This window comes from Clostridium sp. KLE 1755, from assembly GCF_000466465.2.
GTDB classification, from domain to species: domain Bacteria; phylum Bacillota; class Clostridia; order Lachnospirales; family Lachnospiraceae; genus Eisenbergiella; species Eisenbergiella porci.
Genome location: NZ_KE992715.1, coordinates 55251 through 75201 on the forward strand (window position 1 = coordinate 55251; position 19951 = coordinate 75201).

18 protein-coding genes are annotated in these 19951 nt (G+C 32.2%); all 18 read right to left on the reverse strand.

Annotated elements, in window-relative coordinates:
- Position 1: 1 nt before the first annotated feature.
- Genes HMPREF1548_RS14125 through HMPREF1548_RS29520 form a run of 18 tightly spaced genes read right to left on the reverse strand, consistent with a single transcriptional unit; the run spans position 2 to position 19756 of the window.
- Positions 2-1135, reverse strand: a complete 1134-nt coding sequence (locus HMPREF1548_RS14125) for a glycosyltransferase (protein WP_021636915.1) — start codon at positions 1133-1135, stop codon at positions 2-4.
- Between the two features lie 10 nt (positions 1136-1145).
- Positions 1146-3290: a DUF2142 domain-containing protein gene (locus HMPREF1548_RS14130; RefSeq protein WP_035322193.1), complete on the reverse strand. Its 2145-nt coding sequence runs from the start codon at positions 3288-3290 to the stop codon at positions 1146-1148.
- Between the two features lie 22 nt (positions 3291-3312).
- On the reverse strand, positions 3313-4305 hold the full coding sequence (locus tag HMPREF1548_RS14135) for a glycosyltransferase family 2 protein (protein ID WP_021636917.1): 993 nt from the start codon (positions 4303-4305) through the stop codon (positions 3313-3315).
- The gene (locus tag HMPREF1548_RS14140) at positions 4298-5080 is read right to left on the reverse strand and encodes a glycosyltransferase family 2 protein (RefSeq protein WP_021636918.1); all 783 of its coding nucleotides are present in this window, start codon (positions 5078-5080) and stop codon (positions 4298-4300) included. The genes HMPREF1548_RS14135 and HMPREF1548_RS14140 overlap by 8 nt, the downstream gene beginning before the upstream one ends.
- A 19-nt stretch (positions 5081-5099) precedes the next feature.
- Positions 5100-5945 (reverse strand): glycosyltransferase, encoded by an 846-nt coding sequence (locus HMPREF1548_RS14145; RefSeq protein ID WP_021636919.1) that lies wholly within the window; start codon positions 5943-5945, stop codon positions 5100-5102.
- 18 nt (positions 5946-5963) lie between these two features.
- Positions 5964-7715, reverse strand: a complete 1752-nt coding sequence (locus tag HMPREF1548_RS14150) for an ABC transporter ATP-binding protein (protein ID WP_021636920.1) — start codon at positions 7713-7715, stop codon at positions 5964-5966.
- Between the two features lie 28 nt (positions 7716-7743).
- Entirely contained in the window at positions 7744-8715 is a 972-nt protein-coding gene (locus HMPREF1548_RS14155; protein ID WP_021636921.1) for a WaaS/CpsH family glycosyltransferase, read from the reverse strand.
- Between the two features lie 3 nt (positions 8716-8718).
- Positions 8719-9789: a glycosyltransferase family 10 domain-containing protein gene (locus HMPREF1548_RS14160; protein WP_021636922.1), complete on the reverse strand. Its 1071-nt coding sequence runs from the start codon at positions 9787-9789 to the stop codon at positions 8719-8721.
- Between the two features lie 18 nt (positions 9790-9807).
- Positions 9808-10836, reverse strand: coding sequence for an O-fucosyltransferase family protein (locus tag HMPREF1548_RS14165; RefSeq protein WP_021636923.1), 1029 nt, complete (start codon positions 10834-10836; stop codon positions 9808-9810).
- A gap of 3 nt (positions 10837-10839) precedes the next feature.
- Positions 10840-11703, reverse strand: coding sequence for an alpha-1,2-fucosyltransferase (locus HMPREF1548_RS14170; RefSeq protein WP_021636924.1), 864 nt, complete (start codon positions 11701-11703; stop codon positions 10840-10842).
- 34 nt (positions 11704-11737) lie between these two features.
- Positions 11738-12634, reverse strand: a complete 897-nt coding sequence (locus HMPREF1548_RS14175; RefSeq protein ID WP_021636925.1) for an ATP-grasp fold amidoligase family protein — start codon at positions 12632-12634, stop codon at positions 11738-11740.
- Between the two features lie 10 nt (positions 12635-12644).
- A complete protein-coding gene (locus tag HMPREF1548_RS14180) occupies positions 12645-13658 on the reverse strand; it encodes a glycosyltransferase family 2 protein (RefSeq protein ID WP_021636926.1) in 1014 nt (337 codons plus the stop codon).
- On the reverse strand, positions 13655-14608 hold the full coding sequence (locus HMPREF1548_RS14185) for a glucosamine inositolphosphorylceramide transferase family protein (RefSeq protein ID WP_021636927.1): 954 nt from the start codon (positions 14606-14608) through the stop codon (positions 13655-13657). Before HMPREF1548_RS14185 ends, HMPREF1548_RS14180 begins: the two co-directional genes overlap by 4 nt.
- Before the next feature lie 12 nt (positions 14609-14620).
- A complete protein-coding gene (locus tag HMPREF1548_RS14190; RefSeq protein WP_051358399.1) occupies positions 14621-15655 on the reverse strand; it encodes a glycosyltransferase family 2 protein in 1035 nt (344 codons plus the stop codon).
- 54 nt (positions 15656-15709) lie between these two features.
- Entirely contained in the window at positions 15710-16780 is a 1071-nt protein-coding gene (locus HMPREF1548_RS14195) for a glycosyltransferase family 4 protein (protein ID WP_021636929.1), read from the reverse strand.
- Positions 16781-17800 carry a radical SAM protein gene (locus HMPREF1548_RS14200; RefSeq protein WP_035322200.1) on the reverse strand — a complete coding sequence of 340 codons (1020 nt, stop codon included), beginning with the start codon at positions 17798-17800 and terminating at the stop codon, positions 16781-16783.
- 1 nt (position 17801) lies between these two features.
- Positions 17802-19010, reverse strand: a complete 1209-nt coding sequence (locus tag HMPREF1548_RS14205) for a glycosyltransferase family 4 protein (protein ID WP_021636931.1) — start codon at positions 19008-19010, stop codon at positions 17802-17804.
- A complete protein-coding gene (locus HMPREF1548_RS29520) occupies positions 19007-19756 on the reverse strand; it encodes a hypothetical protein (protein ID WP_147331845.1) in 750 nt (249 codons plus the stop codon). The genes HMPREF1548_RS14205 and HMPREF1548_RS29520 overlap by 4 nt, the downstream gene beginning before the upstream one ends.
- Positions 19757-19951 lie beyond the last annotated feature (195 nt).

A 19951-nucleotide genomic window follows, 5' to 3' on the forward strand; every position in this document is an offset into this window, starting at 1 on the left:
TTTACTCCCAATTACTGTCTTTTTTAAAGTAATTAATAACAGGCAACATAGTTTCTCTTATATCACAAACCTTTTTTGCCTTTTCTCTTATATCATGACAAATTTCTTCATAGTCTGGAATATCATAAATTTTATCATAAAAATCTATAATATCTGCCACATTTATTGGAGATTCATCTGCTGGAACTTTTAACACAAAATATTCATTTTGAAAAACATCTAAATTCAACGAAGTAATAAATGGTAATCCTTTTGCAGCATATTCTTTTGCCTTCAATGTACTGGCATAATACACTCCCGTTCTATGAAAACCAAGATTCTCTACCCCTATATCACAACTATCATAAATAGAGTCCAATTCATTACCATATTTTAATCCATATAGAAATACATAATTGCTTATTCCATACTGTCTAATAATATCTCGATATTCCTCCACTGGCTTACCTGATCCTACAATATGAAACTTTACAATTCGTGTTCCCCCTCCCTTATAATATTCACCTAACCCTTTTATTAAACGATCGTACCCATGCCATTTTGCCAAACCTGCCACAGCAATTAAATCAATTTGATTATTCTTTTTCTTAACTTTTCGAATACGTATTTCATCAAAATCAGTACCATTCTTTCCTCTAATGGTAGGTAAACCAAATATTACATCATCTTCTGAATAAGTAAAAATAGCATCTGCCACATATTTAATACGTCTCCGATAAAATCTATCCCAACCAAAAAGCATCGACCAAAGTAATCCCTTATTTTTTTCTTTATCATACGGATAAGTTGGTATTTCAATAATAATCTTACTGCCATTTTTATGAAGTTTTTTCAATATACTAAAATAAAAAGTATCCATTAAACCATATCGGGTATAAACAAAACGATATTCACTGTTAATTAATTTTCTAGATAAATAATAATTAGCACATATCTTTCTTCCTACCCCAACATTACCTAGATTAATCGGAATACTATCTTTATATAGCCAAATACAGCCTTCCTTAATGCAAGTGAAATCAACATCAAATCCTTCTTCATTAAACACCTTTATATGTGATTTAATTTTCTTAGTTATTCCCATTGAGGCGCCATCCGAAAAATCCCAAGTTGTTAAATATAATAATTTATTCATATTTAATCCTTTAATTTGATAATATATATGTAAAAATATATAAAACAGAAATATAATTTAAAATTGATGTTCCTATTACTATTCTTGTTGCTTTCGATGATGTTTCTAATGTTTTTGAATTATTGTAGGCTGCGGTTATACTTAACAATGGCAAAAAAGGCACTAAATATCTTCCCTGAACACCTTCTATCGTCTCACTGCCTACTGGTGTATTAACTAATAACATTGCCATAGTGGCTAAGCCTGTACAAGCAAACATAATTAACAAACTTATTATTCGATCTGACAAATTTATCGATTTATACATATTGTCATTTACACCTAACGCATATATAGCTATTCCTATAAAACATACTATCAAATGCAAAGGTAACATATCTATACGCCATGCTAATTTTTGACCAAATATTGAAAATAATATTGAGTCTCCATATTTTATTATTGTATTACCAAATAATTTTATTATCTCAAATGGATCAAATAATAAAGTATATATACTTCTAGCATTCGAATGTCCTGCTATGGTTGATACAGTATTTTTAGTTCCTGAAATATGCATTAGCATCTGATTGTTTACCAAAAAAGAAATTACAACTATAAATAAAACAACCATTGTCCTTAACAGTACAGATTTTTTTCGGATATATCCATCTGAAAATTTTTCTTTTGGAATCATAAATATAGCAAACAATATAGGAAAATACATGCCCTTGATCATGGTCATAACAACACCCACAATACTAATAATAACTAAATCATATACTTTAATAGTCCTATCATTAAATTTAACATTTAATATTAAAGCAATAAACAGAAAAACCATTCCAATATTAATAACATCATAAGAATACGAGGCACTTAGTTCAAGTACCATAGGAAATTGGCTAATGACATAAATTAACCATTTTCCAATAGGAATAATTTTAATTGCTAAATAGGTAAGGATTATATAGGCTAATAAATTAGATGCACGTCCTAAAATTATCACCCAAAAATAATTCAAATTTAAAACTCTTGCAATTGCCACTCCTATTGCCTGAAATAAATAATTAAATATGCTGGTTTGTCTACTTGTACTATAAGGATTTCTGCTTATACTTTCAACATAACTCCATTTCTCTGTTTTTATATTTATTGATGAATAAAATTTTTCCATTAATTCACGTCCAGGGGAAAGCTCATACATTTGATTATCAATATTCCTCATCAAAACCTTTCCATCTTCGCCAAGTTCATCCATTCCCATCATTACATTTGCCAAATCATAACTTGACACAAAATGTGTATCTTCATCAGGTGCAGTAAAAGCAGGAAAAATTAACAAATAAATAACTCCCCACATTACTGATGAATACAAGAATAATTTTTGAGGTTTTTTTTCTTTTTTCCAATAGCATATAAATAGTTGAATAATAAAAATCAAAGCTAATAGGCAAAGAATTATCATATAAAGTCTATTTAATATTATACTTTCGTCTAAAATTTCTTTAAATTTATAAAAATACCACCATGCACCAATAATAGCCAAAACCAGTAAAAAAATAAAAATTTTTATAAATTTAACAAAATTAGGTATCCTTTCTATATAAAGCAAAAGAACTCCTAATAGAATACATCCCACCCAAATTAATATAATCGATGCGGATTCTAATGACTTCAAATATTTAAACTGAATTCCAGCTATGAAAGAATCTTTTTCAACTTTTTCAAATATACAAAGTTGTTCTTCAGAACCATTATCCAAATATATATTTAAACTATACCTATCTCCTTTATTCAAGTGTGCATCTAATTCAAAAAAAGTAAGTGAATTTTCCTGTAATTGCGATATTGCCTGGTATACTATAGAGATTTCCTTATCATAGGAATCTTTAATAGCTACTATTATATTTCCCTGTTTTTTTTCAACTGAAGCAGCATTATTTTGTTTCTGTATATTTAAAGTTATACCTTTAAGTCTATCTGAAGCAGCTTCAAATTGATATTCCAATTCCGTACCCGTTTCTATTAATTGCCATCTTCCTTCTTGTCCCTCCGAATATGGCTTTTCTCCAACTACAATACTGCCTGGTAATATCACTTTCCCTGGCCAAATCAAGAATGCAATTATTATAAATAAAACCCACAAAATAAATTTATATATATTTTTTCTCAATTTTAATTCTCCAAATAACTTATTATAAATTACGATAAATACGCAAAACAATCTCAACTAATCCTAATTTATACAATATCATAATTACCATAACACATACTTTAATTATTAGCGGCTCGCCTAGAGGATATTTTATATCTTTAACTCCCTTAAATCTATAAGTTGGATAGTTTTGTTCTAGCCAACAAAAAGTTCTCTGAATATTTCTTTTTAACTCTTCCTTTTGCGAACCCCTTGCAGTATATAACAAATACCATATTAAATATTTAGTAAAAAAATACGCCCTTTCATTTTTATCATTCCAATTCCCAAATCTTATTTTTTTATGCAAATCATCTAGCATTATAAATGGATCTCTTTCTTTATCCAATTTAGACCAATTCAAATGGGATTCTGAGTTCTTATTATAATACCAGTTATATCCGACATAAGATATAACTTTAACTTTTTTTGATGAAGATATATAAAAAATATTGAAATACAAATCTTCACTAATTTTTGTATCATAAAAAAATATTTTATTATTATTAATTAATTCCTTCAAAAAGATCCTTCCCCAAGGAGCTGTTATTCTATATTTGCTCCAAGATAAAAGGGGATCCAATGAACATTCTGTCTTACAAATCCCTCTATCATCAATACTTCTATATCCAGATATTACCATGTCATATTTACCGGATATCATTTCTTTTACTAATATTTCTACACAGTTTTTATCCATCCAGTCATCTTGATCATGAAACATTATATATTTTCCTGAGGATATCTTAATTCCTAAATTCCGTGTATTTGCAATTCCTTTATTATCCTGACTCAAAATAATAAATTTTAAATCATCTACTTCCAATTCTTTTACTTTCGAATACAACTTATTTAAAGAAGAATCAACAGAACCATCGTCTATTATAATTACTTCTAAAGGTCTATATGTCTGAGAAGCTACCGATAAAATCAATCTTTCTACATACATTTCTCCATTAAAAACTGGTATAATAATAGAAACTAATTCATTCATTTATATATTTGCCCCTATATGCAAACCAAAACTGAGATACTAATTTTCTGGTTCTCCTTATATCAATTAACCAAGCCTTGTTTACCCCATTATCTTTCAATGCTTTATGTGATTCTAATAATGATATCACATATGCTTTTAACCCATTGGTACTAGTGCCTCCATAATACATTTTAACCAATAATATTGGCACATAGATTAATCTATCTTCATTCCCCATTATGGTTCTTACCATAAATTCATAATCTCCAGAGCAGCTATAATTAGTACTATATAAACCGTATTTTTCATAAATTTCCCTTTTTAGAAATAATGTTGGGTGCCCTGGCATCCACCCTTGCATCATTTTCCCTGAGCCCATTTTCCAATAACGAACTATTTTACCATGTTTCATATATACTAAATCAGCATGACCGCCTATACAATCATCCCAATTATTTTCGATATTTTCCATCATCAGTGTAATTGAATTTCTTTGGCAAAAAATATCGTTAAAAAATACGATAACATCTCCAGTAGACATTAAAAAACCTTGATTCATTGCATCATAAATTCCTTTATCAAATTCGGATTTCCATCTGACTATTCTCTCCGTTCCCTGGAACTCCTTAAAAAAATCATTAATAATTTCTAATGTACCATCATTAGAGCCACCATCTTTAATGACCACCTCAATACAACTATAATCCTGTTTTTTTATGCTGTCTAAAGTATTTTTCAATGTAGCAGCGCAATTATACGTACACAAAATAATAGAAACAATTTTTTTTTTCACACTCTCACCCCTTATAATATTAGTTTATATACTGTATCGGCATGGTAAATCCATCCCTAATCCCCTTAATTCTTGCAACTAACTTTTCTCTCTTTTTTTCTTCAAACATTAATATTAATCGAAAATTTCTGAATTCTTTTACTATTTCCCTAAAAATCTTAAACTCAGATGGATATTTTCTTGCCACATAAATTCTGTTTCTAGCCATATAATATTGCCGTTCCGCAGAATGATTATAAACACAATCTTTCATCCATAAAAACTGTACATTTTTACCATGTCCTACCTCATGCAAAATACCATTATAATTGATACTCAGCACTTTAAAACCATGGATTTTCATATTAATACAGATATCGCCGTCTACATTATCAATAAATAAACGTTCATCCCATCCACCACATTTTATACAAGCGTCTACATTCATAAGAGCTCCTGAAGTAATACAATATGTAACATATCTGTACTTTTCTTCAACTCCAAATTCCTCTTCTAATATAAAATTTCTATCTATGGCTTTACTTGTAATTATTCCAATATTCTCAAACCCCAAATATTCGACATAATTTTTAATAAGATTTACTGAACATACAGAATCCTGGTCTAATGTCAAAAACCAATTATATTCATTATTTTTAGCATACTGACAAATTTCGTTTAAAGCACTTGCAACACCTAAATTACTCTCATTTTTTATTAAAACACATGAAGAGTATTTCTTTAATAATTTTTCAACATCACTTATATTACACGAGGCATTATCTATAAGCAAAACCTCATCGACCTGAGGAACAATAGCCTCTAAATTTTCCTGTAATCGACAAATATCTGGCTGATATAATACTATGCCAGCTATCATTTTCATTTTTTTCTCTCCCGCTTATTAATTGATTATTACTTCATCTTTATTTTTCTTAATCACTTCACCATTGAATACTTCATATATATAATCCGCATTTTTAATAGTTGATAAACGATGCGCTATGATAATCATCGTTTTAGTCCCTTGTAGACTTTCTATAGCTTCCATAACTGCATTTTCCGTATCATTATCCAATGCAGAAGTTGCTTCATCTAACACAAGAATTTCCGGATCGTGATATAATGCTCTTGCGATACCAATTCGCTGTCTTTGTCCTCCTGATAATCTTACTCCTCTGTCTCCTACATACGTTTCCAAACCATTAGGTAGATTTTCTACAAATTGTTTAAGTTGAGCCTTATCTAGCGCTGACCAAATGGCTGAATCATCTATTTCTTCATTTTTAATACCAAATGCTATATTATTTCTTATTGAATCATCTGATAAATAAATGCTTTGAGGAATATATCCCAACTTTTTATGCCATAATGAAAGATTATCATAAATATTAATATCATCTATTTTTACATGCCCAGATACTGGTTCTAAAAGCCCCAGAATAATATCTGCTAATGTCGTTTTGCCTGCTCCAGAAGGCCCAATTAATGCTATGGTTTTTCCTTTGGGGATTTCTAAATTAACATTATTTAATACTAACACATCTGTATCGGGATAATGGTAGCTTACATTCTCAACGAATATTCCTCGCTGAAAAACCCAATCTTTTAAACCTGACTTATTCGAACTCTGTATAGGAGAATATTGTTCTATCTCCATAAGGTCCCCATAAATCATATCCAGTGATGCTTTACTATACATTATACTGTTAACATATGCATTTATTTTCCCCACAGAAGGCAATAATCGGAATGAAGCCACAGCAAAAGTTGTTAATTGTGGAATGAATGTACTTAAATCGCCATGCCCATATAGTAATTTTACCACTACAGCTAACAGTAATCCTGTCATACAGACAGTCTCAACAATGTATTTAGGCAACGCTGCTAATAATTCATTGAGCTTAGCTCCCTTAATTAGTTTTTTATAGTTAACCTTATATGAATCAATAAAATATTCTTCCCGTTGTAAAATTTTGACTTCCTTTATTCCTCCAAGTGACTGATTTATCCACTGAAACAATTTCGCATTATAATATTCATTCTGCTTTCCTAATCGAAAAGATACCTTTTTAGATATTACATAAAAAAACCCTATACATACTAATAATAATCCTATTACTATAACTGTTATGGAATGACTTGTATGAAATAAATATAATCCCAAAACAATACTTACAGCCACTTCAACTGTAAGCTGTAATACTGAATTAACTAATAACATAAACTGAGATGTATCTGTTTGCAGACTTCTTTGCATCTCAGCAATATTTTTAGATAGGTGAAAAACATAAGGTTCACACATATAAGTAGAAAGTAAACGAGTAGCAAGATTCATTCTTGTTTTGTAAGAAAAAGATAAAATACTATTTTGTAAAAATCCCAAGTATATATTTTTAATTAAATAAATAAAACATATTCCAAGAGCAATGATTACCAAATATTTTTCTAATGAATTAAATTGAAAGTAATTAAATAAAAAAACTAGAAATTCATTTTCCTTGATTTGCTCAGAATTCATCAACAATTCAATAAATGGACTAAATATTGCAACTGCAATTAGTTCCAACCCACTTCCAATAATCATCAAAACAACCATTCCTATTAATTTCCATTTATCTTTTCTTTCAAAGATATATCTAAACTTATTTAGCATACAATCTAACCTTCTCTCATTAATTTTACTACATTATATGATGCTCTTCTAAATACTTTATACGTTCTATTATCTTAATTGGTGAACACTCATTATGATAATCATAATTTACATCTTCTTTTTTTCGTACAAATTCCCAATCAATAGCAGAAGGGTCAGTAAAAATCTTCATAAATTTATTATTATAAAAAGGAAGATTAACTAAGTCAGAATTATTTGTCAAGAACTTTTTATTTAATATTACTGCTTCCATAGCCCTTAAAGTAGTACCATTTTGTTTCTGACTTAAAACTTCCAATATACAATTAGTAGACAATTCTTTATCCATTAAACTATAATAAGATACAGGCTTACAATATTTAATTTTTCCCTTATACTTTTGCCGTTTCTTTTGCACAGAAACTATATTAAAATCATATTTCAAACCACTCTTATCAATCTCTTCAAAACACTTAAATAACAACTCAAGTCGTCCATTTTCTCCCCCAAAATACATTATATCACTTTCTATATCTTTCTTTATCCCACTCTTTGGTAAATCAGAGTAAATAGTAACAAAATATTCAAATCCATATTTATTAACATCATTTTTATCATACGAAAAAACATAATCTGCCATTTCTTTAAATTTTAAAACATCACCACCACTAGTGATATATGGATTTAGATATATAAGTACATAACGTACATTATGGTTTTCTTTTAAGTAAGTTAAATAATTTAAAGAATACCAACCAACTCTATTATCGGTTAGTATTATAAAATTCTTATCATTATCAAATACCACATCCGATAGAGAATAAATAGAATAGGTATATTTACGTAAGAAACTAGGTAGTTTTTCCTTTTTGTCCAGTTCAATAAACAACCTACATACCCAAAGTTTAATTTTACATACTGATCTAAAAATACTATCTATATAAACAGCATCTTCCAACTTATTAATATCATTCCACATTACCTTATGCATAATATTGCATCCAACAGTCCAAAATTTCATGTCTCATATTCTCCGCAAATTAATAATTCGCCTCAAACTATGTTTAAATGTTTTTGTATATACAATGAGATTTAAACATAACTTATTAACTCTAGAAACTCTAAATACTTTTATAGCATGCCTTGTAACATTATAAATATAGCGGGCATAATTTTTACCACTAAATAATTCAGTCTGTTTTGAATGAATAAAACAATCTGCTGCTTCAATATATTTATTAAACTCTTCTTCTTCCAAAGCAGCTAAATAATTTGCCAATTCATTTAATGTAGAAAAATCGTCATAAGAAATAAAACACTCCTCTGGCACATAATCTTTTATATTTTCTGCCCCTTTATATATCGGAACAATACCTGAAGTTAAACAATCTAAAATTTTTTCAGAAATATATCCTTTAACATTTCCCATATTTTCAAATGCTATTGCAAATTTATATTTGTGGTATATTTGTGATTTATCTTCAACCTTTCCACCATAACATGGATGTTTTTCTTTATCCCATCCTACCCCATAAAAATCAAACATATCTGGATAATTCTTTTCAAAAAAAGATATCACCCTTTCTCTTTCTGTGTAAAGTTCATTAACATGGTTAGATTTTTTATTCCCCGATATACACGTTATCAATTTTCTATCATCAAAAGGTATATTCTTTCTCTTATCCTCAAAATAATAAGGTATATTCCTTTTAAATATCGTTTTATTATCTACCAATTCATCATCCCATGTCATTATATATGGGAAAATCTTTTGAAGCTTTTCATACCCATTCTTACAGTTATATTTATTTACAGTTGGAGGTTCCGCATTACAGTAAATCATCCTATCCTCCAAATGCAAATCAACTAATTTTTTTACCCAATTTATGTCTAAGTCAAAAAAAAGAAAATAATCAACTGTACTTAAATCTTTGTAAAAATCAATGGTATGCAAAATATCACCATTAATTTCAAACTCCTTTTTCATAAAATAAAATTGTTCTAACCTATGATCAAAATTTAATGTTTTATCTTTTATGTTAAACATTCTGTCAGCCAAACCATTATCATCCCATGGTATTATTGCAAATTTCATTAAAAATACCCTCTTCTGTTAAAAAAATAATTTTGTATGATTAATTCCATTATTTATAATGTTCAAAATTTCATAAGATTCTTTTCTGCTAGCCTTCACAATTCTCGCGCAAACTACTACCTGAGATAATCCAGCTACCAGACCATCACAGTAAGATAGAGTCAACATATCTCTAATCACTTCATAACCCAGACGGTAATGATGGTTTTCTCTATCCGCATTGCTAAAAGCTATTGATTTACTGGAATTTCCCCTATATACATCTTCATAATAGATTAAAATGCTACCAAACTCTCTCTTTAAACTTTCTAATGCCGCTTCTTCATCTGTTGCTATAAATATTTTTGTAAAATTTCTTTCTTTTATAACATGTTTAATTGCATTAATAGTTTGTTCTATTTGGACTGCCACCGGATGATTATTATAACCCACTTTAAAATCAGTGCCTCTAAAGTGAACCCCCAACACTTTTTCTCCATTAAACTTACTATTAATTTGTTTATATATCTGATTTTCAATGACTTCATTTAAACTGATATACTTTCTATAAACAAACGAGAGCACGGTTAAATATTCATTAGAGATATCGTAAACATCTCGCTTATATTCACGTTCAATCATTACCGCTTGCATTGATTTTGAATGGGTAACAAGTTCTGCATTATTCACATCTTCTAAAGAATAGCCAAATGGTTGATTAAAATAATATTCATATGCATTGTCTATACCATTCAATCCCTCTTGCTCTTTATATAAAAAATTAGAGCCCCAGATGACATATGGCATCATACCAAACCTTTCGGCAAATACCAATTTTGCCAGCAACGCCCTAAATTCTGCAAAAAATCCCCAGCCATCTCCATTTTCATGAATAATATAAAATGGCTTATTAAAGTTTCTTCCACCGTTTCTACTAAATTCCAACAATAAGGGATTCGTTTCTCTTTCCAAAAAAAAATCCATATACTCTTCATCGCCAAAATGTTTTAATGCTTTCAGTACATAATGTAATTTTTTACTTTTTATTTTAGTCACAATCTTATCCATCTTTTAATCATCTCCACATCTAATCCAATTATCACAAAGAGTAGAAGTCTGCTCATGGTTATTTAACCATCGTTTAGGTGATATTATTATTCTATTTTCGTTTTTATTTAACCAAGCGCCCCACCAACTAAAAGAACTATTTGCAACTATATTAGCCTTACATTTACTCATAAGATACATATCCCAATAACTTAATTTACCCGAATTGCAATCTACGATTACCATGTTAGGTATCTCCAATTCTTTCCTTACCCATTCGATGTCATTTGTAAAAACAAAAATTATTGGATTCGTAATTTTTTTAGCTATAATTTGCAATGCTTTGTTATAATAATTCAACGTGCAAATATTACCATAAATTTTCAAATTATTCTCATTTAAATAGTCACCTCTCCTAATATGAATACTAACAGAATTACTGTTTTCAATTTTACGCAAAAAAACACCATTCATGTAATCTAATTGTATTGGAAAAGTATACAACCTTAGAATCTGTTCCCTAATATCCTTAAAATATAATTCCGATTGCCAATACCCCGACAAATAAATATCATCCAATTCAAATATCCTAGGCTGATATCCTAAATCTAAATTCTCCTCATATATCTTTTCTTTATCCCAGCCTAATTTCTGTTTTAATCTGCTTTTTAGAGAATTTCCTTTCCCAAAACGGCTCAATTCACTATTAGATGCCACAGGACAATCAAGGTCAAATATATCCAGCTCAAATTGCCTTAAAGTCTGCACTCTATCATTATAAAATGAAAGATCATATTTTACTTCTTTTCCCATGGAAATAAATTTCTGCCCCAAAGCATATTGGAACATCTGGTTTCCAAGACCGCCGCTTATTTCAATAATTATCATAAACAATATCCTTTTGTCTCTGCACAAATAACTTCTATAATTTTGATTGAGGCAACACAATCATCTTCCCTAATTTCCTTGAAAATTCCTCCGAAGAAAAATGGGCAAATCCAGCTTCCTGATAAAATGTTATTTCTCCAAAATATATTCTGTCATTAATAGAGTAAAAATCGGTTCTCAGGCTGGCGGTTCCTTCAGCGAGCTTTCGCGAGCACTCCAGCATCTCACCAAGGCTCTCCGGCTTTTCAATTTGCACCGATGGGTCTTTAGGATATTCTATTTCTTCATCAATGTACTGCCAGTCTGTTGTATATAAATTTCGTTTATGCTCGACAAATCTGCCAAAATCAACCTGAATGAGATATGGCTCGCCGCCAAATGTATATATTTTATAATCTTTCAATTCCACATGGGATTCATCCGTCATATATTTTTCAGCTATTATCCTTGGATGTATATTCTTATATGGCCATTCTCTGCTTGGATAAAAGTAATTAGTCCTTAATGTTTTCTCTAATTTTTGCTTTGCTGACTGAATATCAAAGGTGTTCTTCTCTTTGCAGATAAGGACACTTCCTGAATCATGCGTACATTTTAACACATATTGTTCCGGAAGCATAGAGAAATCGATATCATCAACGCTGTCCCATACCCCCAGTAATGGAATAAGATAGCTCTCTCCCAGTTTTTCTTCTACGTATTTTCTGACTTCATATTTATCAGCCATTATTGTATATTCCGGTTTTCTGTCATAGAGCTTCAGCCATTGCAGCTTTTCATCAAAATTGTTCGGGTTTTTCAGATCGAGTTTCTCTCCCATTCTCACCTGATAAAGCATCTCTAAATATAATTTATCCGGTAAAAACCTTTCTCCCAATGCACAAATTTTACGATATATTTTTCTTCTTACAGACAAACTTTCTTCCCGCATGAGTTTCTCCCTATTTATTTTCGTGCATTTTTCTTTTCATAATTTCTGCAGTCTGTTTCGCTAAAATTGGCAAATCACTGATGGAATCACAGATGGCCGGCAGCTTAAGCATAGTCTTCATTGATTTATTTCTTAAAAACCAAGTAAACAACATTTCTTTCAAAGTTTTTTCCATTAACTCTTTACTATAAATATTCTTTTTATCGTTGGCTTTGCAAAATACATGAATCAGTTCCTGGGCCCTGCAAAAGGTTTCTGCTTCGATATTCTTATCTTCTTTTACCCACAAAGTATATACTTTACGCATATTTTCATCCAGTACTACTCCTAACCGTTCCAACTGCCTTTCACGTATACGATCAGCATTTGCAAATTGTGTACTTCCCGATTTGCTGGATACCTGTTTTTTATGTGTGCGATAATTTAAAAGTACTTCCTGCACAATTCCTATAGGATAAAATTCACTTACCCGCTGTGCAAGGTCATAATCCTGTGCGGAACGAAAGCTTTCATCATAACAAAAATTCTTGTTAAATATAAGTTCTTTTCTCATCATAAATGTAGGATGTGCAAGTACCGGCCTGATTAACATCATTATCCTCAATTTTTCAGGATTATCTTTCAGACACCATGTCATATTTTGCTCACCAAACGTCCTTGTCTGACACCCTGTCAGCATATATTCAGGATGCAGCCTCATATATTCCACCTGCTTACGCAGCCGATCAGGCATGCAAATATCATCTCCATCCATCCTGGCTATAAATTCGCCTCGACACAGTTTCAAAGCTTTATTCAAATTCTTAGTCAATCCCATATTTGTCTCATTAATAATTAATTTAATTCTGGGATCGTTAAAGCTTTTTATAATTTCTACCGTTCTATCTGTGGAACAATCATCAACAATAATTAGTTCATAATCCTCAATTGTCTGATTGAAAATGCTTTGCAGCGCTTCTTTCAAATATATCTCTTCGTTATATACTGACATAATTATACTTATCAAGGGCATGGCGGAAATCATCCTTTTCTATTTATTTTATTCAGCCTGTCCCTCCACTTTGAGGGATTATATTCCATATATTCCACATCAATCACCTCATATCCAAGTGTTCTGGTGTATGTATGGATTCCAATAATCTTTCCTGGCTTTTTACCTGAAAGCTGTATATCCTCAGGAGTTATTTCAGCTTTCATAATTACATTTCCGCTTTCCATTACTTCATTGCGATCAGACATAATGATGGAATAACCATAAATACCCTCACGGCTTCTTTGCAACGGAAGCAAATCCGAATAAGGATACCCTGCGCACCGTGAAAACCAAGTATATTGTTGCACACGGTTAAATTCCGTCTCTTCACTGGCCACAAACATACCCTCTTTATGCTTCAGGGAAAAGCGGCAGAACTTTGTCATAAGATCATTATCCTTGCTGCATTCCGAGCCTAAAAATTGAATCTCATTTTCTTTTATTTCTTTTACAACTATATCAACTATTTTTCTGCCATCTAAAAATGTCTGTTGTTTTTCCCATTCCCCCGGGAATTTAATACAACGGTATAATACTACTTTCTCCGCTGTGGAAGTTTCGGGCATCATGTAAAGTTCCTGCTTATATTGAAATATCATAGGGTATGATAAATGAAAATTTTCTTTAATAATTATTTTAGGAGTTGTCCACTCATTTTCCTTTCTTTCAGAAAATGCAATTCTCCCAAGCCCAGCCTTTCTGTCAAAAGCCTCCATAAATATGCATTCCTTTTCTCTGAAAGAGTAAAGAAGAGGATCCGCATACCAGAATTCTTTTGATTGTCCGAAAACATGGAACGGACTTTTCATTTCAGGAATATCCTCCTTACTTGCTCTCTGTCGAACAGCACAAGTAAATACTGCATCATAACCAATTAACTTCAGGAAAGCAGTCGTCAATCCCATCCCCTTAATTTTTCTCAGAATAGTTTTTATACCCATATACTATTACCTTCATATTCCCTGTTTTACCCGAAGAATTCCCAATATCATAACCATAGGAATCAATCGGCGCCTGATCGCAAACCAAAAAAGCTTCTGTTTCATATGGAAGCCATCTGTATTCATATTGCGAATTACTTCCTTCACATATGAATGGTTACATATTTCCTTTATCATCCGATATGTTTTCCGCACTCCAGTTTCCCTGCTCCGCAGAATTTCCTGCTTAACACAATCCATTAGGGTAATCCACAAAACCATATTTATTCTTTCACTAACAAGTTCTTCAACCTTATAGTCACAGGCATACCGGCTAAGTGTATTGCAGAAATCAATTGTCAATTCAAGACGCTTTTCCTGATAGCCTTTTGTAAATGAATCAGCCTTCAGACAATAATGGTAAAAAGGATGCGAAAGTGTAACCACTTTTTTAATATATTTACAATAATCCAAGCAAAAAAGCGTATCCTCACTAAATACCTTGCGTTCTGACAGAAATCGAATCTTATTGTTATTAATAATTTCAGTCCTGAACATTGACATACAGGCAGAAACACCTCTTAAATCATCTAACAGGGGATCATCTCCGAAATAATGAAGCAAAAAGGATGTATATACCGCATTATTTTCATATAATCTTTCATCTACTTTAGCCTTGTAAACAATCTTTCCTTCTGTATCATGCTTCACATAGCTGTAACAGCACAAATCAGCTCTACTGCTTTCCATGGTATTCCATAAAACTTCAAACGTATCCGTATCAATATAGTCATCCGAATCCACAAAAGTAACATATTTGCCTGAAACACATGAAAGGCCGGAATTTCTTGCCAATCCCTGCCCCTCATTTTTTTTGCTTATGACCTTTATTCTGCTGTCCTTTTCCGCAAATTGCCTACAAAGCTCTCCGCTTCCATCTGAGGAGCCATCATCAACTAAAATAATCTGAATTTCCCTCAACGTCTGATCTGTCAGCGATTTAACACACCTTTTCAGGTATTTTTCCACATTATATACCGGTACAATAACACTTATTCTTGTCTCCATTATAGCTCCCATTATCATGCCATATAGTAGTATAATCCAAAAAATAATAAATTCCTACAATTTCTTATTTTCACAAATATCCATGATAAAATTATAAATCCCCACAGCCATATTTTTCTCATTAAATACTTCATAAATCGTACAGGCTGCCGTCTTTCCTATCTGTTCTGCTCTCTCCGGATGTTCCAGCAGGCTTTCAATGCTTTTCTTCAGCGCCATAACATTTTCCGGTTCATAGAGCAGCGCATCGCTTCCATCTCTTACGTATTCCCTGATACTGGGTACATCAGCAACAATAACCGCTTTCCCTAATGCCATCTGCTGCTGAAGCGTCATCTGTCCATAGGAATAATTAAAACTTTTCAGAGGAAGAATCCCAAATAAACTGCCTGAAATCAAACGGATAAGTTTGATTATATTTACTTTTGCAAACACTTTTATTCTGGGATCCGTACACTCTATATCTGCATTACCTATCATATAAAGCTTGACATCTGTCTGAATCAGCTTATAGGCCTCTATTAATGTATTCCAATCTCTTTTATTATAGCCAATGCAGATAATATATTTCTGCAGCCCGCCATTTTCCTGTTCCTGATATCTGAAAAAATCCGTATCGGTTCCAAATGGAATATATCTGCTTTTTTCTAACAGCCAGGGATGACACTTCCGGTAATATTCATTCTGACATTTTGTATGATAAATAACACCATCTAATGATTTACTTGCAAACTGCATGACCCGCAGCGCCTTGCCGCTTTCCTTCGCACTGTTAAAAGCCCCGATATCAAATACAATATGTTTATATTTTCCTTTACCAAAGAGCTTCCGTAAAAGGCACAGAACAATTCCACTCTGCATTCCATGTGAAAGTACCACATCATATCGTCTTAATCTAGGCAATATCCTCAGTGTCTGCCAAATGTAAAACCTGAGTTTATTCTGTTCAATCCCTTCCCATGCCGGAAAGGAACGGATATCTACGACATCTACGGTAACATCTTCAGGAAAATACCTGAAAAACCAGTACCTCTCTCCGTTAACAACATAATCCGGAGGCTGCCTGTCTTCAGGAGCTTCAGAGGTATATTCCACCTTCCAGTTAACCAGCATCAGAATTTTCATTTACTTATCCTTTTTTGCCTCTTTAATAAATTTGTTCTCACTCAAGCTGTATTTTCCGCCTTTAAAAATCTTGTGCTTAACTACCCACCAGCCAGGCACCCAAATATATTTATGCATAGCCGGCGAGGCACTTCCAATCATCCAACAATTTCTTGTACAGTTTCTGGCGCAATCCCTCACTTTTTCTGCCTGCTGTGAGTTCCACAGCTCATCCCACGACTGTTCTTTTAAATTTCCCATAACAGCCTTTTTTTCCATACCGTTACAGGGAATAACATCGCAAAAAGGATCAATAAAAAATGCATTTTTAGACATATCACATGGAAGCAATCTCTTATTTCCATAAATATAATTAATGAGTCCGTGATTAAAATAAGCCCTGAACCATTTTTTAGGAGAATTGCTTTTCAGCAGTTTATTAATCAGTTTTTCAAAATTTTGTGATACTTTGTATTTATCATCTATTTTATTATCAGTTTTTCTAAAATAAAATGAATTATGAAGCGTAGCCGTAGCAAATTCCATTCCCAATTCGTCTGCCTTTTCATATAAAGGAACCAGATCTTCGCAGTTCATATCCTGAACTGTCATGCCAAACCCAACATCCGGATGTCCCATTTCTACAAGTTTCTTTAATGTACCATACCCTCTGTTGAATCCGTCCGGAATTCCTCTTATTTTATCATTGGTCTCCTGAAGTCCTTCTATGCTGATTCTAATTCCCACCTTGGGAAATTCTTTGCATAAGGCTATGATACGATCCGTAAAATACCCATTTGTTGAAATCACGATTCTGTCCGACTTTTTATAAAGTTCCCTTACTATTTCGGGAATATCCTTCCTGATAAATGGTTCACCGCCTGTAATATTTGTAAAAGCCATTTCCGGCAGTTTTTTTATTACATCAAGCGTTATTTCATCCTCTGGCCTTGTCGGATCCCTGAAACAATCACACATATTACAATGGGCATTACAGCGATAGGTCACGATTACCGTTCCATATAATGTTCTTCTTGCCATCTTATTTATCTCCATAAATTTTTAAAATTTTCTCGCAATACTTCTCTGCAGTATCAAATGTGACATTCCTGCAATTTTCTATATATCTGTCTGTTTTTTCTTTATTATGCCACAGTTCATATATTTTTGCATACAATTCCTGCTCATTTTTACTTGTAAATAGTTCTCCGGTTTCCCCATCTGATATGAGTTCTGGTATCCCACCTAAATTCGCTCCCAATACAGGAGTTCCGTAAATCTGAGATTCCATTACTGAAAATGGACAGTTTTCATAACACTCCGAAGGTATCACTGAGAATCTTGCCTCCCCTATAATTTGCTGAAGCTTTTCCCCTGACAAAAATCCTTTATTTGTAATATTTTCTACCTTATTAATCTCTTCTTCCATCGGACCACTGCCTACAAAAACAAAGGGAATTTCCGGCATTCTCCGGCATACCTTCAGCAAAGTCTGAATGCCTTTTTCTTCTGAGTAACGGCCGAAATATATAACATAATCTTTCTTTATGACAGATTCTGTCTTTATAGACGGTCTGTCCACAAAATTATGCATAACTATCAATTTATTTCGAATAGCCTTATAGGTTTCCAGTTTCTTCTTCAGGAACTCGCTGGGGCAGATTACACAATCTATTTCTTCATAGGTATTAAGAATATGATATAACGCATGCTCAAATGCAGCTAACAAGCTTTTAGCCCTCGAACCATGAAGACATCGGTTTTTTATGCAATTACTAACTCCATTGTCAATACACTTCGTACATATATCCCCTGTCAGCGGATTTCTCATCAGATGATTTGGACACACAAACTGGCTGTCATGTGCCGTATATATAATTTTAATCTTTCTGGCCGTCTTTTTTTCAAAAGCTCTTATTTCATAAATAATTGAGGGCGTAAGCTGAAAATTAAAATTGTTGAGATGTACCACATCAGGTGTAAAACGGTTAAGCACATTTCGTATCTTTTTTCTGGCCTCCACCGAATAAATAATTTGAAAAGGATACAATAGCTTTTTTATCCGGCCTGTGTGGAAATCCATATCTGATGTATAACTCTCCGCTTCATTTCCAACAATACGGCCCTCATGCTCCATCCCAAAATATTGTACTTCATGCCCTTTTTTTTCGAGAATCTCACCCAGCTTAAAAATATAGGTTTCCGATCCCCCATTAGGATATAAAAATTTATTTACTATCAATACCTTCATTTTCTTACTCTCTTTTTATCCATCAAACCAAAATATATGCCACAAAGTATAATTGTCACACACCAGCCGGCTATAACGCCTGCAATACCCACCGTAACAGTTCCTCTTATAAGCTCCAGCCAAATAATATTTCCCTTTAAAACATACAAATCTGTATTACCATCTGCGGTCCCTATAATTTCTCCCTGAAAATCAGCAGGTAAATTGTTTCTGTCCAGTTTTACTTTTTCTCCGCCCCAATAATCACTGATTCCCGAATCTGCATATATCGCATCCGGTACATCTGCAGTTTTATAATAAAACACCCCTACACCAAGCCCAAAAATCAGGCCCGTAATCAGGCTCAATCTCCATCCTTTTTTTACAACTCCTGAAAATTTATCTTTTATCTTTCCTATCCCTTTTAAAGGCACTGTTACATAATTCTCGGCCCAGGGAAGCAGACATAATTTTTTATTCCACCAGATATCCGGCTTTTTCTCCTGCAATTCCTTCAAAATAACATAATAACACTCTCCTATAAAAATCAGTGTCAAATTTTTAAATGACAAATTTGCCATAAAAGGCTCTGACATACCTGCCACCAGAAAACCCGTCATAATTGCCAGCTCTTTTCTACGCATGAGCTTTACTTCTCTTCTTATTGTCACAAAATATCCTATCGAAATAATTGCGAATAAAATAATGCCATAATACATTAAAATATAAACATAAGAACAATCTATATTATAATCCTTATCCGGCAAATCCGTAAACCTTGTCCCAAAAAGAGAAATCCGCTGTTCCGTCAAAAAATATCGGGAAAGATTCCACCTGGTATTCATCATCTTGTTAAATATATCAAACAGCTTTCCTTTAATGAGTACCGGTCCCAATACAGAAAGCAAAGCACATACCGGATAAATGCACTGAATTAATACTTTCTCTCCTCTGGTAAACTC

Coding starts and splice junctions, on each gene's coding strand:
- HMPREF1548_RS14125 (WP_021636915.1), bottom strand. CDS start 1,135: ATGAATAAATTATTATATTTAACAACTTGGGATTTTTCGGATGGCGCC.
- HMPREF1548_RS14135 (WP_021636917.1), bottom strand. CDS start 4,305: ATGAATGAATTAGTTTCTATTATTATACCAGTTTTTAATGGAGAAATG.
- HMPREF1548_RS14145 (WP_021636919.1), bottom strand. CDS start 5,945: ATGAAAATGATAGCTGGCATAGTATTATATCAGCCAGATATTTGTCGA.
- HMPREF1548_RS14150 (WP_021636920.1), bottom strand. CDS start 7,715: ATGCTAAATAAGTTTAGATATATCTTTGAAAGAAAAGATAAATGGAAA.
- HMPREF1548_RS14155 (WP_021636921.1), bottom strand. CDS start 8,715: ATGAAATTTTGGACTGTTGGATGCAATATTATGCATAAGGTAATGTGG.
- HMPREF1548_RS14160 (WP_021636922.1), bottom strand. CDS start 9,789: ATGAAATTTGCAATAATACCATGGGATGATAATGGTTTGGCTGACAGA.
- HMPREF1548_RS14165 (WP_021636923.1), bottom strand. CDS start 10,836: ATGGATAAGATTGTGACTAAAATAAAAAGTAAAAAATTACATTATGTA.
- HMPREF1548_RS14170 (WP_021636924.1), bottom strand. CDS start 11,703: ATGATAATTATTGAAATAAGCGGCGGTCTTGGAAACCAGATGTTCCAA.
- HMPREF1548_RS14175 (WP_021636925.1), bottom strand. CDS start 12,634: ATGCGGGAAGAAAGTTTGTCTGTAAGAAGAAAAATATATCGTAAAATT.
- HMPREF1548_RS14180 (WP_021636926.1), bottom strand. CDS start 13,658: ATGATTTCCGCCATGCCCTTGATAAGTATAATTATGTCAGTATATAAC.
- HMPREF1548_RS14185 (WP_021636927.1), bottom strand. CDS start 14,608: ATGGGTATAAAAACTATTCTGAGAAAAATTAAGGGGATGGGATTGACG.
- HMPREF1548_RS14190 (WP_051358399.1), bottom strand. CDS start 15,655: ATGGAGACAAGAATAAGTGTTATTGTACCGGTATATAATGTGGAAAAA.
- HMPREF1548_RS14195 (WP_021636929.1), bottom strand. CDS start 16,780: ATGAAAATTCTGATGCTGGTTAACTGGAAGGTGGAATATACCTCTGAA.
- HMPREF1548_RS14200 (WP_035322200.1), bottom strand. CDS start 17,800: ATGGCAAGAAGAACATTATATGGAACGGTAATCGTGACCTATCGCTGT.
- HMPREF1548_RS14205 (WP_021636931.1), bottom strand. CDS start 19,010: ATGAAGGTATTGATAGTAAATAAATTTTTATATCCTAATGGGGGATCG.